Source organism: Aeromonas taiwanensis, assembly GCF_000820165.1.
Lineage (GTDB): Bacteria > Pseudomonadota > Gammaproteobacteria > Enterobacterales > Aeromonadaceae > Aeromonas > Aeromonas taiwanensis.
This window is the reverse complement of sequence record NZ_CDDD01000058.1, coordinates 26960-42357: the sequence shown is the minus strand read 5'-3', so window position 1 is coordinate 42357 and position 15398 is coordinate 26960. Positions and strand designations below refer to the sequence as shown.

Annotated in this window: 12 protein-coding genes; 8 read left to right on the top strand and 4 right to left on the bottom strand. The window is 64.1% G+C overall.

Going from position 1 to position 15398, the window contains the following annotated elements; all coding sequences use genetic code 11:
- Positions 1-54 precede the first annotated feature (54 nt).
- Positions 55-651, bottom strand: a complete 597-nt coding sequence (locus BN1136_RS10480; RefSeq protein ID WP_052365704.1) for a LysE family translocator — start codon at positions 649-651, stop codon at positions 55-57.
- Between the two features lie 103 nt (positions 652-754).
- On the opposite strand from BN1136_RS10480, the gene BN1136_RS10475 reads away from it, so the two are divergent.
- Complete coding sequence (locus BN1136_RS10475; protein ID WP_043764012.1) at positions 755-1666, top strand: LysR substrate-binding domain-containing protein; 912 nt, start codon at positions 755-757, stop codon at positions 1664-1666.
- A gap of 276 nt (positions 1667-1942) precedes the next feature.
- Here the strand turns inward: BN1136_RS10475 and BN1136_RS10470 are convergent, their stop codons facing one another.
- A complete protein-coding gene (locus BN1136_RS10470) occupies positions 1943-2446 on the bottom strand; it encodes a lipocalin family protein (RefSeq protein WP_043764011.1) in 504 nt (167 codons plus the stop codon).
- Positions 2447-3370 (bottom strand): AraC family transcriptional regulator, encoded by a 924-nt coding sequence (locus tag BN1136_RS10465; protein WP_043764010.1) that lies wholly within the window; start codon positions 3368-3370, stop codon positions 2447-2449.
- 118 nt (positions 3371-3488) lie between these two features.
- On the opposite strand from BN1136_RS10465, the gene yqhD reads away from it, so the two are divergent.
- From yqhD to BN1136_RS10445, 4 genes are all read left to right on the top strand, one after another.
- Positions 3489-4652 carry an alcohol dehydrogenase gene (gene yqhD, locus BN1136_RS10460; protein ID WP_043764009.1) on the top strand — a complete coding sequence of 388 codons (1164 nt, stop codon included), beginning with the start codon at positions 3489-3491 and terminating at the stop codon, positions 4650-4652.
- Positions 4653-5158: 506 nt separating this feature from the next.
- Positions 5159-6685 (top strand): Re/Si-specific NAD(P)(+) transhydrogenase subunit alpha, encoded by a 1527-nt coding sequence (locus BN1136_RS10455; RefSeq protein WP_043764008.1) that lies wholly within the window; start codon positions 5159-5161, stop codon positions 6683-6685.
- A gap of 11 nt (positions 6686-6696) precedes the next feature.
- Positions 6697-8181 (top strand): Re/Si-specific NAD(P)(+) transhydrogenase subunit beta, encoded by a 1485-nt coding sequence (gene pntB, locus BN1136_RS10450; protein WP_043764007.1) that lies wholly within the window; start codon positions 6697-6699, stop codon positions 8179-8181.
- 320 nt (positions 8182-8501) lie between these two features.
- A complete protein-coding gene (locus BN1136_RS10445; protein ID WP_043764006.1) occupies positions 8502-9794 on the top strand; it encodes an L-cysteine desulfidase family protein in 1293 nt (430 codons plus the stop codon).
- Between the two features lie 72 nt (positions 9795-9866).
- Here the strand turns inward: BN1136_RS10445 and BN1136_RS10440 are convergent, their stop codons facing one another.
- Positions 9867-10622, bottom strand: coding sequence for an outer membrane protein assembly factor BamD (locus BN1136_RS10440; protein WP_043764005.1), 756 nt, complete (start codon positions 10620-10622; stop codon positions 9867-9869).
- Between the two features lie 116 nt (positions 10623-10738).
- On the opposite strand from BN1136_RS10440, the gene rluD reads away from it, so the two are divergent.
- The 3 genes from rluD to clpB all read left to right on the top strand — a co-directional run bounded on the left by rluD (position 10739) and on the right by clpB (position 15382).
- Entirely contained in the window at positions 10739-11719 is a 981-nt protein-coding gene (gene rluD / locus BN1136_RS10435; RefSeq protein ID WP_043764004.1) for a 23S rRNA pseudouridine(1911/1915/1917) synthase RluD, read from the top strand.
- Positions 11720-11906: 187 nt separating this feature from the next.
- A complete protein-coding gene (pgeF, locus tag BN1136_RS10430) occupies positions 11907-12644 on the top strand; it encodes a peptidoglycan editing factor PgeF (protein WP_043764003.1) in 738 nt (245 codons plus the stop codon).
- Between the two features lie 164 nt (positions 12645-12808).
- Positions 12809-15382: an ATP-dependent chaperone ClpB gene (gene clpB / locus BN1136_RS10425; RefSeq protein WP_043764002.1), complete on the top strand. Its 2574-nt coding sequence runs from the start codon at positions 12809-12811 to the stop codon at positions 15380-15382.
- The last annotated feature ends 16 nt before the right edge of the window (positions 15383-15398 follow it).

Here is a 15398-nt window from a genome sequence, read left to right as displayed (position 1 = left end):
GCGGCGTTTTATCCCGGGAGCTAGGCCGGCTCCCGGGACCATGGCGCGAACGGTCTAGCTCCGCAGCAGCAGGATGGCGAGCAGCAGAAAGGCGAGGGCGCTGATGCGGTTGAACAGGCGCCCACCCCCTCCTTGCAGCCAGCGCCGCGCCTTGCGGGCCGAGAGGATGTAACCGCCGTGCACCATCATCATGAGCAGGCAGAAGCTGGAGACCAGTAGCAGAAACTGCGGCAGGTAGGCGCGCTGCGGATCGATGAACTGAGGCAGTATGGAGAGAAAGAAGATCAGCGCGTTGGGGTTCGAGAATTGCAGCATGACCCCTTCCAGAAAGAGGTGGCGGTGCGCCGCCGGGGGCGCGTCTCCCGGCAGGGCGGGGACGGAGCGCCACAGCTTGATGCCGAGCCAGAGGAGATAGAGGCTGCCCCCATAGCGCACCAGCTCGAAGGTGGTGGGAGAGGCGGCGATGAGCACCCCCAGGCTGGTTGCCGACAGGGTGGCGACCGCGAGCACGCCGAAGGTGAGGCCGGCCATGCCCACCAGAGCCGGGCCCGGCCCGTGGTTGAGGGCGTTGGTGAGGGACTTGAGGGTGCTGGGGCCCGGGCTCAGTATGGTCAGGGCCGCCAGGGCGAGAAACATCAGGTAGAGGTGCACGGGGACTCCAGTAGAGTTGACGGGGACGGCGTATTGTTCGGCGCGCTGCCCTATACGTAAAATCCAAAGAAAGTAACGAGACGATTCGTAGAGGCTATGGAACATGATCAATTTCCGACTCGTCAGGCACCTATGGCTGTTCCTGGCGGTGGCCGAGGAGCGACACTTCGGGCGGGCCGCCCGCCGCCTCGGCATGACCCAGCCGCCCCTGACCGAGCAGATCAAGGTGCTGGAGCACGCCCTGAGGGTGAAGCTGTTCGATCGCACCCCCAAGGGAGTGCAGCTGACGCCGGCGGGGCAGGCGATCCTGCCGGCGGTGCGGCGGCTGGCGGATCACCTGGAGCACCTGGAGCTGACGGTGCGGGAGGCGGCGGCGGGCCAGGTGGGGGTGCTGACCATAGGGGCCATCACCTCCGCCATGCTGGACGAGCTGCCCAGGGTGATCGAGCGCCTCAAGCTAAGCCACCCCGGGGTCACCGTCTCGGTGCGGGAGATAGACAGTGCCGACGCCATTCCGGCGCTGGAGAGCGGCGAGCTGGATCTGGCGCTGGTGCGGCTGGCCGAGCAGCAGGAGGGGAGCATCCGGGTGCACCCCCTCAAGCAGGATCGGCTGGCCGTGGCGCTGCCGGCCACCCATCCGCTGGCGTGTGAGTCGGTCGTGCCCCTGGCCGCCCTGGCGGAAACCCCCTTCGTGCTGTTCCCCCGCGCCCTCAATCCGACCTACTTCGACACCCTGATGGCCTGCTGTCACGGGGCCGGGTTTGCTCCCAGGGTGCTGCACGAGGCGCGCACCGTGGCCTCCCAGGTGGCCTTCGTCGGCTGTGGCCAGGGGGTGGCGCTGGTGCCGGAGACGCTGCACAAGAGCGCCCCCGCCAACGTGGTCATCCTGCCGCTGGCGGGGGAGGTGCAGGTGGTGACCACGGCGCTGGCCTGGCATCGGGAGCGGCCTCCCGCCCTGCTCGATCTGCTGCTGACCGAGCTGGCGGGGCTCCCTTCTGAGCCGATCTCTTCGTGAATACGCCGCGATAAATCCAAAACTCAGTAGAGGCTGCCGGTCAGGTGACGTTTTACTGCGGGTTATGTTGTGCCGGGTTCACGACGCCACCGCCGATCTCAGGCCGCTGACCGAGCGGCTGGAGCGGGAGATTGAGCGCTTCCGGCTCCAGAGACGAGCCGGCAGGACAGCGACACAAGGCAACCTCGGGTCGCCTTGTGTCATGCTGCGGGCTCGATCTGAGAGCCCGCGGTGAAGGGGTGCCGGGATCGCCCGTCGCGAACCCGTGGCGGGCCCCTAGCGCTGACTGACCCGGATCAACGCGTCGGTATTGAACCCCAGAGCGCGGGCCCGGGCGATCAGGGCCTGGACTCCGGCTTCGGGGGGCTCTGGGGTGCGCGACAGGATCCAGAGGTACTGCAGGTTGTAGCTGCTCACCAGGGTGAGCTCGTAGTCGGTGGCGAGGACGTTGTAGCTGCCGTAGAAGGGGCCGAAGAAGCTTACCTTGAGGCGCCCCTCGTCCTTTGCCCCCAGGAAGTAGGCGCGCCCCTCGGCCTCGCGCCAGCTGCCGTCGGGCTCCTGACCCCGGTTGATCACCCTGACCCCGCCGTCATCCCGCAGGCTGTAGGTGGCGGTGACCCGGTTCAGGCCGCGCTCGAAGCCGTGGTCGAGGCGGGCTATCTCGTACCAGGTGCCGAGGTAGCGGTCGAGGTAAAACGGCCTGACCACCTGGTGCCCCTGCGGAATGCCGGTGCAGGCGCTGACCAGCAGGGCCAGCATCCCCAAAACCAATGCTCGCATCTATCCCTCCACGATACGAAGTTGTCCCTCGCGAAAACGCGCCGCGTGCTCGCTCGGAGTGTTGCCGAAGAAGCGCTTGTACTCGCGACTGAACTGGGAGCCGCTCTCGTAGCCGACCCGCCCGGCCGCCACCCCGGCCTTGAGGCCGTCGTGCAGCATCATCATGCGCGCCCGGTGCAGGCGCAGGGTCTTGATGTACTGCAGGGGCGAGGTGGCGGTGGCCGACTTGAAGTGGTGGTGGAAGGCCGACACGCTCATGTTGGCCTCCCCCGCCAGCTCCTCCACCGTCAGGTTCTCGGTAAAGCGCTGCTCCATGATACGCAGCACCCGTGCTATCTGGCTCACCTGGCTGTGGCGGCTGGCCATGGCGAGCAGGGCAGGCCCGCCGCCGTCGTGCAGGGCGTGGAACAGGATCTCGCGCACTATCTGGGGACCCAGCACCCGGGCGTGCAGGGGCTTGTCCATCACGTCGATGAGGCGCTCCACGGCGCACAGCATGAGCTCGGAGAGGGGGACCGACACCACGCCGCGGCCCGGCTCGGCCGGGGCGGGGGCCGCATCCCCCATCTCCAGCAGCAGGGCCTGCAGGGCCGCCACGTCGATCTCCAGCGACAGGCCGACCAAGGGGGCCTCGGGGGAGGCGAAGCACTCGCACTCGCAGGGCAGCGGCAGGGTCATCATCAGGTAGTGATCGGGGTCGTAGCGGAAGGTGAAGTCCGAGAGGTAACCCACCTTGTGCCCCTGCAGGATGATGATCATGCGCGGGCGGTAGAGCACCGGGATGCGGTCGTGGTGCTCCGTGGTGTAGATGAGATGCACACCGGGCACCGGGGCCAGCGTGATGCCCTGGCGTGGCGCCAGGGCGGCGAGCCGGGCGGCCAGGGTGGACTGGTGTGTCGTCGCAGGGGGCTGAATTGTGCTCATTTTTCCAGGCTTAGTAGGAATAGGCAAAAAATTGGCAGAATGTTCCCTTGATGGTAAGCCTCGGCAGGAGAAAAATGCAACTCATCCCATAGCGACCATTCCTACCCGAGGAGATCCCATGAACAACTTCATCCTGCACACCCCGACCAAGGTGCTGTTCGGCAAGGGCCAGGTAGCCCAGCTCCGTGACCAGATCCCCGGCGATGCCCGCGTGCTCATCACCTATGGCGGCGGCAGCGTGGTGCGCAGCGGCCTGCTGGCCCAGATCCGCAGCGAGCTGGCCGGCATGACCTTGTTCGAGTTCGGCGGCATCGAGCCCAACCCCGCCTACGAGACCCTGATGGGGGCCGTCGAGCTGGCCCGTGCCGAGAAGGTCGACTTCCTGCTGGCGGTCGGCGGCGGCTCCGTGCTGGACGGCACCAAGTTCATCGCGGCGGCGGCCCACTACGATCCGGCCCGGGATCCCTGGCACATCCTCGAGACTGTCGGGGGCGAGGTGGGTTCCGCCATCCCGCTCGGTACAGTATTGACCCTGCCGGCCACCGGCTCCGAGATGAACATGGGGGCGGTCATCACCCGCAAGAGCACGGGTGACAAGCAGCACTTCTTCTCCCCCTTCGTGATGCCGCGCTTCGCCGTGCTGGATCCCGTGCTCACCTACACCCTGCCGGCGCGCCAGGTGGCGAACGGCGTGGTGGATGCCTTCATCCACACCCTGGAGCAGTACCTCACCTACCCGGTGAACGCCAAGGTGCAGGATCGCTTCGCCGAGGGTCTGCTGCTGACTCTGGCCGAAGAGGGTCCCAAGGCGCTGGTGGAGCCGGAGAACTACGACGTGCGCGCCAACATCATGTGGAGCGCCACGCTGGCGTTGAACGGCCTGATCGGGGCCGGCGTGCCCCAGGACTGGGCCACCCACATGCTGGGCCACGAGATCACCGCCCTGCACGGCCTGGACCACGCCCAGACCCTGGCGGTGGTACTGCCCGCCCTGCTTGAGGCCAAGCGTGAACAGAAGCATGCCAAGCTGCTGCAATACGCCGAGCGGGTCTGGGATCTGCGCAGCGGTAGCGAGGAGGAGCGTATCGACGGGGCCATCGCCGCCACCCGCGACTTCTTCGAGCGCATGGGGGTCAAGACCCGGCTGCGTGACTACGGCATGGCGGACGCCGGCATCGACACCCTGCTGGCCAAGCTCGAGGAGCACGGCATGACCAGCCTGGGTGAGCACGGCGACATCGACCTGGCACAGAGCCGGCATATTTATGAGGCGGCCTGGTAAGAGGCGAGCAATGGACCCCGGTTCTGGCCGGGGTTGAACGAGGGGGCCGACACCTGCCAGATGGCGGGGGATCGGCCCCCTGATCGTTACAAAATGGTTATTTTTTCCGATTTCGTTTCATCTGGTGAGCCAGGGGCAGATTTCATAAGAACAAAAAACGCTAAGGTAGAGGTGGGACAAAACATTTTTTTTGACTGGTTGGATCACTTTTTTTGGCGCTTTTTGCTGATATAAGCCCCTAATTTGGTTTGTTTTTTTTAATCATGGGCCGGGATGGGCTGAATTCTGTACCCGCTCGCTCGGGGCCGTGGTTGTAATAAAACTCCAAAATTTGATACTAATCACCCTCGCGCCTGAAAAGCGGGGGCCTGACCGTGACAGGAGGTCGAGGTGAAGCCTGCTGATTTTCATAACAAAGGGCCCGTGACCTGCACTTTGATCATGCCTTGTCCCCTCAGACATGAGAGACTGGGCAATGATTGTTTATTAACCATCAGGGAATAGTCATGCAGATTGGAATACCGAGAGAGAGTCTCGCCGGTGAAACCCGGGTCGCAGCGACCCCGGCTACCGTCGAGCAGCTGAAAAAGCTCGGCTTCGAGGTTGCCATCGAGGCCGGTGCCGGCCTGCGAGCCAGCTTCGACGATGCCGCCTTCGAGGCTGCCGGTGCCAGCGTGGTACCGAACGTCTGGCAAGCCGACCTTATCTTCAAGGTCAACGCGCCGACCGAGGCCGAAATCGCACAAATTAAGGATGGTGCCACCCTGGTGAGCTTCATCTGGCCTGCCCAGAACCCCGAGCTGGTCAAGAAGCTTTCCGAGCGCAACATCAATGTGATGGCGATGGACATGGTACCGCGGATCTCCCGTGCCCAGTCCCTCGATGCCCTCTCTTCCATGGCCAACATCGGTGGCTATCGCGCCGTGGTCGAAGCCGCGCACCAGTTCGGTCGCTTCTTCACCGGGCAGATCACCGCCGCCGGTAAAGTACCGCCCGCCAAGGTGCTGGTCATCGGTGCCGGCGTGGCCGGTCTGGCCGCCATCGGGACTGCCGGTTCCCTCGGTGCCATCGTGCGTGCGTTCGACACCCGTCTGGAAGTGGCCGAGCAGATCGAGTCCATGGGTGGGGAATTCCTCAAGCTGGACTTCGGTGGCGAGGATGGATCTTCCTCCGACGGTTACGCCAAGGTGATGAGCGAAGAGTTCATCAAGGCCGAGATGGAACTGTTCGCCCAGCAGGCGAAGGAAGTGGACATCATCATCACCACCGCCCTGATCCCGGGCAAGCCGGCTCCGAAGCTGATCACCAAAGAGATGGTGGACAGCATGAAGCCGGGCTCCGTCATCGTGGACATGGCGGCCCAGGCCGGCGGCAACTGCGAATACACTGTGCCGGGTGAACTGCATGTCACCGACAGCGGCGTCAAGGTGATCGGCTACACCGATCTGCCGGGTCGTCTGCCTGCCCAATCCTCCCAGCTCTACGGGACCAACCTGGTCAACCTGATGAAGCTGATGTGCAAGGAGAAGGACGGCAACGTCGCCATCGACTTCGAAGACGTGGTGCAGCGCAACATGACCGTGGTCCAGGCCGGTGAAGTGACCTTCCCGCCCCCCGCGATCTCCGTCTCTGCCGCGCCGCAGAAACCGGCTGCCGCCAAAGTGGCCGCCAAGAAGGAAGAGGCCAAGCCCTCCAACAAGAAGTTCGTGTTCGGTGCCCTCGGTATCGCCGCCTTCGGTTGGGTTGCTGCCGTGGCGCCTGCCGCCTTCCTGTCCCACTTCACCGTCTTCATCCTGGCCTGTGTGGTCGGTTACTACGTGGTGTGGAATGTCTCTCACGCCCTGCACACGCCGCTGATGTCGGTCACCAATGCCATCTCCGGCATTATCGTGGTCGGTGCCCTGCTGCAGATTGGGCAAGGGTCGACCCTGGTCACCGTTCTGGCCTTCGTGGCCGTGCTGATTGCCAGTATCAACATCTTCGGTGGCTTCACCGTCACCCAGCGCATGCTGAAGATGTTCCGTAAGGATTAAGGGGGTTTAACGTGTCTCAAGGACTGGTAACAGCATCCTATATCGTTGCCGCCGTGCTCTTCATCCTCAGTCTCGCGGGACTGTCGAAGCAAGAAACGGCCAAGCATGGCAACCTGTTCGGTATCGCGGGTATGGCCATCGCCCTGCTCGCCACCGTCTTCAACCCGGAAACCAGTGGTGTGCACTGGATCATCCTGGCCATGGTCATCGGCGGCGCCATCGGCGTGCGTCTGGCGCTCAAGGTCGAGATGACCGAGATGCCCGAGCTGGTGGCCGTGCTGCACAGCTTCGTGGGCATGGCGGCGGTGCTGGTGGGCTTCAACAGCTTCATCGATCTGCACCCGTCTGCGCCGGCTGAAGTCGTCGTCTCCGTCGGTTCCAACCTGGATGCGACCCTGGCAGCCGCCCGGGCGGCGTTCGAGCAGGCGGCCAGCGTCGCCCAGGTCGAGCACCTCTCCGGCGCCATGCTGAACATCCACCTGGTGGAAGTGTTCCTGGGCGTCTTCATCGGTGCCGTGACCTTCACCGGTTCCGTGGTGGCGTTCGGCAAGCTGCGTGGCCTCATCTCCTCCAAGCCGCTGATGCTGCCGCACCGCCACAAGCTGAACCTGCTGGCCGTGGTCGTGTCCCTGGCGCTGATGATCCACTTCGTCAACGCGGGTGGCTCCACCTTCGCCCTGCTGGTGATGACCCTGATCGCCTTCGCCTTCGGCTGGCACCTGGTGGCCTCCATCGGCGGCGCCGACATGCCGGTCGTGGTCTCCATGCTGAACTCCTACTCCGGTTGGGCGGCGGCGGCGGCGGGCTTCATGCTCTCCAACGACCTGCTGATCGTCACCGGTGCCCTGGTGGGTTCCTCCGGTGCCATCCTGTCTTACATCATGTGCAAGGCGATGAACCGCTCCTTCATCTCCGTGATCGCCGGTGGCTTCGGCTCCGACGGCGTGGCCTCCACCGCCGAGCAGGAGCTGGGCGAATACCGCGAGACCAACGCCGAAGACGTGGCGGACATGCTGAAGAACGCTCACTCCGTCATCATCACCCCGGGCTATGGCATGGCGGTGGCGCAGGCTCAGTACCCGGTGGCCGAGATCACCCAGAAGCTGCGTGACCGCGGCGTCAAGGTGCGCTTCGGTATTCACCCGGTTGCCGGTCGTCTGCCTGGCCACATGAACGTGCTGCTGGCGGAAGCCAAGGTTCCCTACGATATCGTGCTGGAAATGGACGAGATCAACGAGGACTTCGGCGACACCGACGTGGTGCTGGTGATCGGTGCGAACGACACCGTGAACCCGGCCGCCATGGAAGATCCGGGCAGCCCCATTGCCGGCATGCCGGTGCTGGAAGTGTGGAAGGCGCAGAACGTCATCGGCTTCAAGCGCTCCATGAACACTGGTTACGCCGGTGTGCAGAACCCGCTGTTCTTCAAGGACAACACCCAGATGCTGTTTGGCGATGCCAAGGCCAGCGTCGAGGCCATCCTGAAGGCGCTCTAAGCGTCGCTGGGATGAAACAAAGAGGAGGCTTCGGCCTCCTTTTTTTATTGCCTGCTTTTACCGGAGCCAAGGCATTGATGACAAAGAGGTTCGGTTGACATGACGAGGCGCGCGCGTCGGCGCGGCTCAGCAATCCGGTGACCTTGCCCCAGAGGGAAGGCATAATGGCGGCAAAAGGCGGGGAGGTTCAATTTTAGTTGATGCCCACCCCGTTAGAACCAAATCAAGTTGCATGAACCGGGTGCCCGGCGGGCTACCCCGAGGCCTGACCCGACACCGTGAAGAGATGCCCGCGGCACAGTGAACCAGAGAAACCACAGATGAAAGCACAATGGACCGACTTTATTACCCTGCTCAAGCGTGAAGTGGTGCCGGCCCTGGGCTGTACCGAACCCATGTCGGTCGCCCTCGCGGCGGCCAACTGCCGCAAGCTGCTGGGACAGGCGCCGACCCGCACCAGCGTCTGGGTCAGCGGCAACCTGTTCAAGAACGGCATGGGGGTCGGGGTGCCCGGCACCGGCATGATAGGTCTGCCGGTAGCGGCGGCCGTCGGCATCACCGGGGGCAACCCGGATGCCGGGCTGGAGGTGCTCAAGGGACTCACCGCCGAGCAGGTCGAGGCGGCCAGGGCACTGCTGCCGACCATCACGGTGGACGTGAAGGACGTGCCTGATGTGCTCTATGCCGAGGTGCTGGCCGAGGTGGAGGGCCACAGTGCCCGGGTGGTGATCTGCACGGATCACACCCGCATCGTGCTGATGGAGAAGGATGGCGAGGTGTTGATGGCCCAGGACAGCGCCCCGGGCGTGCAGATCCAGCCCGCGAAGTCCGCCAAGCCCGCCATGTCCCTGCGGGAGATCGTCGACTTCGCGTTGCAGGCGCCGCTCGCCGAGATCGACTTCATCCGCGAGGCGGCCACCATGAACCAGGCCCTGGCGGATGAAGGGCTGCAGGGCTATGGCCTGCGCATCGGCAAGATCCTGACCGAACAGGTGGAGCGCAAGCTGCTCTCGGACGATCTGATGACCCTGGCCATGCGTCTCTCCTCCGCCGCCTCCGATGCGCGGATGGACGGCGCCATGCTGCCCGCCATGTCCAACTCGGGGTCGGGCAATCAGGGCATTGCTGCCACCATGCCGGTGGTCGCCGCCGCCCGCTTCCTCAAGGCCGATGACGAGCAGCTGGCCCGGGCCCTGGTGATGAGCCACCTGGTGGCCATCTACATCAAGGCCTACCAGAACAAGCTCTCTGCCCTGTGCGCCGCCAGCACCGCCGCCATGGGATCGGGCGCCGCCATCACCTGGCTGCTGGGCGGTCAGTTCGAGCAGATCAGCCACTGCATCAACAACATGATTGGTGACGTCTCGGGCATTATCTGCGACGGGGCGGGGAGTGCCTGCTCCATGAAGGTCTCTACCTCCACCTCGGCGGCGGTGAAATCCTCCCTCATGGCCATCAACAACCTGCGGGTGCCCCAGAGCGAGGGGATCGTCTCGGACGACGTGGATCAGACCATCGCGAACCTGGGGCGTCTCTCCAAACAGGGGATGCTGGACACCGACATCGAGATCATCAACATCATGCGGGCCAAGCAGCAGGGGAAGCACCAATAACCTCGGGGTGCCACCGTCGGGCATAAAAAAACCGGAGCCATTGGCACCGGTTTTTCATTGTCCATCCGCTATTCAGCCGCGGCCGAGGCGATTGTCCGGGTAGTTCTTGGCCAGCACTTCGCGAGCGTGGCGGGCCAGGGTCGGCATCTTCAGCGTGTCATAGGCGTTGACCATGATCTCCAGCGCCTTCTCGGTCTCGGCGGTGTCGGGGTAGGTCTCGACGACCAGCTTGGCACGGTTGGCGGCGGCGATCAGGGCATCACGCTTGACGTAATACTCGGCCACGTTCAGATCGTAGCGAGCCAGACGGTTCTTCAGACCGATCATGCGGGCACGGGCATCGGCGGCGTATTGGCTGTTGGGATAGTTCTGCAGCAGGGTCTTGAAGTCCTGGAAGGCCTGACGGGCGTAGGAGGGGTCCTTGTCATCCCGATCGATGCCCAGGAAGTCCTGGAAGAAGTTGTAGTCCGCCGCCATGTTGGTCAGACCGCGCATATAGAAGACGTAATCGATGTTCTTGTGCGCCGGGTTCAGACGGATGAAGCGGTCGATGTTGGCGATCGCCTGGGCGGTGTCGTCCTGCTTGTAGTAGGCATAGATGAGATCGAGCTGCACCTGGCTGGAATAGGCACCAAACGGATAACGGGAGTCCAGCGCCTCCAGCAATTCGATGGCGTTCAGGTAGTTACCGGTATCCAGTTTGAGGCGGGCCTTCTGGTACAGAACTTCCGGCGGTTCATCGGGAACCTTGGGTTTGGTGCTGGAACAGCCTGTGATCAGGGTGGCAACCAAGGCGAGCGACATCAGCAGGTGAGACTTCTTTCCCATCAACAACATCCGGTCCATTTCCACGAAATTGGCAAAGTATCCGTTATGCTTGGCTAAAAGAAAAGCTAGAATACCCGGATTATTTCGAATTGATACCCCCGCTCAAGAGACCATACATGAGCCAGCATATTGAACTGACAGGCGAATTTCAGGATCACCAATTCGGGCAGCGACTCGACCAGGCCCTGGCCGAATTGTTTCCCGACTACTCCCGGACCCGCATCAAGGAGTGGATTTTACAGGACAGAGTGACCCTGGACGGTCAGGTTGCCAATACCCCGCGCGAGAAAGTGGTGGCCGGGCAGCAGGTACATGTGAATGTCGAACTGGAAGACGATACCCGTTGGGATGCCCAGAACATCGAGCTGAACATCGTCTATGAAGATGAACACATCCTGGTGATCGACAAGCCGGCCGGCCTGGTGGTTCACCCGGGCGCCGGCACCCCGGACGGCACCGTGCTCAACGCCCTGCTGCACCGCTACCCCGGCATCGCCGAGGTGCCCCGTGCCGGCATCGTGCACCGTCTGGATAAAGACACCACCGGCCTGATGGTGGTCGCCAAGACCATTCCGGCCCAGACCCATCTGGTGGAGGCGCTGCAGGCGCGCCAGATCACCCGTGAGTACGAAGCCATCGCCATCGGTCACATGACTGCCGGCGGCACCGTCGATGCCCCCATCGGCCGCCACCCGACCCAGCGTACCCACATGGCTGTGGTGCCCAATGGCCGCGAGTCCGTCACCCACTACCGGGTGCACGAGAAGTTCCGTGGTCACACCCGTCTGCGGTTGCGTCTGGAAACCGGTCGTACCCACCAGATCCGCGTGCACATGGCTCACATCAAGCATCCCCTGGTGGGGGATCCGGCCTACGGTGGCCGCCTGCGCCTGCTGCGCAATGCCACCCCGGAGCTGACTCAGGCCCTGCGCAACTTCCACCGCCAGGCGCTGCACGCGACCATGCTGAAGCTGGCCCACCCCATCACGGGTGAAGTGATGGAGTGGCACTCCCCCACGCCCCAGGACATGGTGGAGCTGATGGAAGTGCTGCGGGCCGACACCCTGGCCAATCCGGACGATTTAGTCTGGAGCTGATGCCATGTCGGTACCGATGAGAGTGCTGCGTACAATCATCACCCTGGCCAATCCGGACGATCTGGTCTGGAACTGATTTCGTCGGACCTGCGTCGATTCCTGCCGTAAGCGGGTCTGGATGACGCATCAAGCGGGGCTCCTTCTCTAGGAGCCCCGTTTTCATATTCGTGAAGTGAAGGAGTCGCAGATGAACTGGATCCAACCCGACTGGCCCGCACCGGGCAATGTCAGGGCCCTGTCGACCACCCGGGACGGGGGCGTGAGCGAGGGGGTCTTCGCCGGCCTCAATCTGGGGGCCCACGTGGGGGACGAACCCGCGCGTGTCGAGGCCAACCGGGCCCGGCTGCAGCAGGAAGCCGCCATCCCTGGCCCCCTCAACTGGCTCAACCAGGTGCATGGCATCGCCGTGCATCCGGTCAGCGACCGGTATGAGCGTGCGCCGGATGCGGATGCCGCCTGCGCCCATGAGGCGGGGCTGGCCTGTATCGTGATGACCGCCGATTGCCTGCCGGTGCTGTTCTGCGATCGTGCTGGTACCCGGGTGGCCGCCGCCCACGCCGGCTGGCGCGGGCTGCATGCCGGTGTGCTGGAAAAGAGCATCGATGCCATGGGCTGCGAGCCGGCCGAGATCCTGGCCTGGCTCGGCCCCGCCATCGGCCCCACGGCGTTCGAGGTGGGTGGCGAGGTGCGCGACGCCTTTCTGGCGGAGCAGGCCGAGGCGGTGGCGGCCTTCGTGCCATCCCCCAACGAGGGCAAGTGGCTGGCGGACATCTACCGGCTGGCCCGGCTGCGCCTCGCCCGCGCCGGCGTCACCGCCATCTATGGCGGCGAGTGCTGCACCTTCAGCGACAGCGAGCGCTTCTACTCCTATCGCCGCGATGGCCAGACCGGCCGCATGGCCTCGATCGTCTGGCTTGCCGAGTGAGCCTCTCAGGCCCCTCCTCACGAGGGGCCTGATGTCTTTAGCTCTTGTGTTGAAGAAAAAATAACCATATCAGCCCCTTGAAATAGTCCGTACGGGCCTCATCTTTCATCTCAGAAAGTTATGTCGTTGCCGCGCAAGCGGCGTCTGTTTGAAGGGGGAGTGCAATGCGCCTCGATCGCCTGACCAGCAAATTCCAGATTGCTATTTCCGATGCCCAGTCTCTGGCACTGGGCCGTGACCATCAATTCATCGAACCCGTCCACCTGATGTCTGCCCTGATCAACCAGGATGGCGGCTCCATTCGTCCATTGCTGACCCTGACCGGGATGGACATCAATGCCCTGCGCTCTCGCCTTGGCGAGGAGCTCGACCGCCTGCCACGCGTCAGCGGCGTGGAGGGGGACGTCCAGCTCTCCAACGGTCTCGGCCGGTTGCTCAACGTCTGTGACAAGCTGGCCCAGCAGCGCAAGGATCAGTTCATCTCGTCCGAACTCTTCGTGCTGGCGGCCCTGGACGAGAAGGGGACCCTGGGCGAGCTGCTGCGTGCCCAGGGGCTGACCAAGGAGAAACTGGAAGCCGCCATCGACAAGGTGCGCGGTGGCAAGAAGGTAGACGACGCCAACGCCGAGGAGAACCGCCAGGCGCTGGAGAAGTACACCATCGACCTCACCGAGCGGGCCGAGATCGGCAAGCTCGACCCGGTGATCGGCCGCGATGACGAAATTCGCCGCACCATCCAGGTGCTGCAGCGCCGCACCAAGAACAACCCCGTGCTGATCGGCGCCCCCGGCGTCGGCAAGACAGCCATCGTCGAGGGGCTGGCCCAGCGCATCGTCAACGGCGAGGTGCCGGAAGGGCTCAAGAACAAGCGGGTCCTGTCCCTGGACATGGGGGCCCTGGTGGCCGGTGCCAAGTACCGCGGTGAGTTCGAGGAGCGCCTCAAGGCCGTGCTGAACGATCTCGCCAAGGAGGAGGGCAACGTCATCCTCTTCATCGACGAGCTGCACACCATGGTCGGCGCCGGCAAGGGCGAGGGGGCCATGGACGCGGGCAACATGCTCAAGCCCGCGTTGGCTCGCGGCGAGTTGCACTGCGTCGGGGCCACCACCCTGGACGAGTACCGCCAGTTCATCGAGAAGGACGCCGCCCTGGAGCGCCGCTTCCAGAAGGTGCTGGTGGAAGAGCCGAGCGTGGAAGACACCATCGCCATCCTGCGCGGCCTGAAAGAGCGTTACGAGCTGCACCACCACGTGCAGATCACCGACCCTGCCATCGTTGCGGCAGCCCAGCTGTCCCACCGCTACATCGCGGATCGCCAGCTGCCGGACAAGGCCATCGACCTCATCGACGAGGCGGCGGCCAGCATCCGGCTGCAGATCGACTCCAAGCCCGAGTCTCTTGATCGCCTCGAGCGGCGCATCATCCAGCTGAAACTCGAGCAGCAGGCGCTGATGAAAGAGGATGACGACGCCAGCCGCAAGCGCCTCGACCTGCTCAACCACGAGCTGGGCGAGAAGGAGCGGGAGTACAACGAGCTGGAAGAGGTGTGGAAGGCCGAGAAGGCCGCCCTCGCCGGCACCCAGCACATCAAGGCGGCGCTGGAGCAGGCCCGTCAGGATCTGGACGTGGCACGCCGCGCAGGGGATCTCGGCCGCATGTCCGAGCTGCAGTATGGCCGCATCCCGGAGCTTGAGAAACAGCTCGATCTCGCCACCCAGGCTGAGATGCAGGAGACCAGCCTGCTGCGCAACCGGGTCACCGACGTGGAGATCGCAGACGTGCTGGCGCGCTGGACCGGCATTCCGGTCGCCCGCATGCTGGAAGGGGAGCGCGAGAAGCTGCTGCGGATGGAAGATCAGCTGCACAGCCGGGTGATCGGTCAGGAGGAGGCGGTGGACGCCGTCTCCAACGCCATCCGCCGCTCTCGCGCAGGCCTCTCGGACCCGAACCGTCCCATCGGCTCCTTCCTCTTCCTCGGTCCCACCGGGGTGGGCAAGACCGAGCTGTGCAAGGCGCTGGCCGAGTTCCTGTTCGATACCCAGGACGCCATGGTGCGGATCGACATGTCCGAGTTCATGGAGAAACACAGCGTGGCCCGTCTGGTGGGGGCGCCTCCCGGATACGTGGGGTACGAGGAGGGGGGCTATCTCACCGAGGCGGTGCGCCGTCGCCCCTACTCGGTGATCCTGCTGGACGAGGTGGAGAAGGCTCACCCGGATGTGTTCAACATCCTGCTGCAGGTGCTGGATGACGGCCGCCTGACCGACGGCCAGGGCCGCACCGTGGACTTCCGCAATAGCGTGGTGATCATGACCTCCAACCTGGGGTCGGATCTCATCCAGGAGCACCACAGCGCGAAGGATTACGACGAGATGAAGGCCATGCTGATGGAGGTGCTGACTCGCAGCTTCCGTCCCGAGTTCATCAACCGGATCGACGAGACAGTGGTGTTCCACCCCCTCGGCGAGGATCACATCAAGTCCATCGCCCGCATCCAGCTCAAGAGCCTGATGGGCCGCCTGGAGGCCCAGGGCTTCGAGGTGGAGGTGACCGAGGAGCTGCTGACCAAGCTGGTCCACGCCGGGTTCGATCCCGTCTACGGGGCCCGTCCCCTCAAGCGGGCTATCCAGCACAAGGTGGAGAACCCGCTGGCCCAGGCGCTGCTCTCCGGTCGCATCCTTCCGGGCAAGAAGCTGGTGCTCGGGGCAGACAGCAACGGCCTGACCATGAACCAGTAACCTTTCCTTTGTCCGT

Bases quoted from the DNA above. Each gene is read 5' to 3' on its own strand.
- BN1136_RS10465 (WP_043764010.1), bottom strand. From the start codon at position 3,370: ATGAGCACAATTCAGCCCCCTGCGACGACACACCAGTCCACCCTGGCC.
- BN1136_RS10445 (WP_043764006.1), top strand. From the start codon at position 8,502: ATGAAAGCACAATGGACCGACTTTATTACCCTGCTCAAGCGTGAAGTG.
- BN1136_RS10475 (WP_043764012.1), top strand. From the start codon at position 755: ATGATCAATTTCCGACTCGTCAGGCACCTATGGCTGTTCCTGGCGGTG.
- BN1136_RS10470 (WP_043764011.1), bottom strand. From the start codon at position 2,446: ATGCGAGCATTGGTTTTGGGGATGCTGGCCCTGCTGGTCAGCGCCTGC.
- BN1136_RS10440 (WP_043764005.1), bottom strand. From the start codon at position 10,622: ATGGGAAAGAAGTCTCACCTGCTGATGTCGCTCGCCTTGGTTGCCACC.
- yqhD (WP_043764009.1), top strand. From the start codon at position 3,489: ATGAACAACTTCATCCTGCACACCCCGACCAAGGTGCTGTTCGGCAAG.
- pgeF (WP_043764003.1), top strand. From the start codon at position 11,907: ATGAACTGGATCCAACCCGACTGGCCCGCACCGGGCAATGTCAGGGCC.
- clpB (WP_043764002.1), top strand. From the start codon at position 12,809: ATGCGCCTCGATCGCCTGACCAGCAAATTCCAGATTGCTATTTCCGAT.
- BN1136_RS10455 (WP_043764008.1), top strand. From the start codon at position 5,159: ATGCAGATTGGAATACCGAGAGAGAGTCTCGCCGGTGAAACCCGGGTC.
- rluD (WP_043764004.1), top strand. From the start codon at position 10,739: ATGAGCCAGCATATTGAACTGACAGGCGAATTTCAGGATCACCAATTC.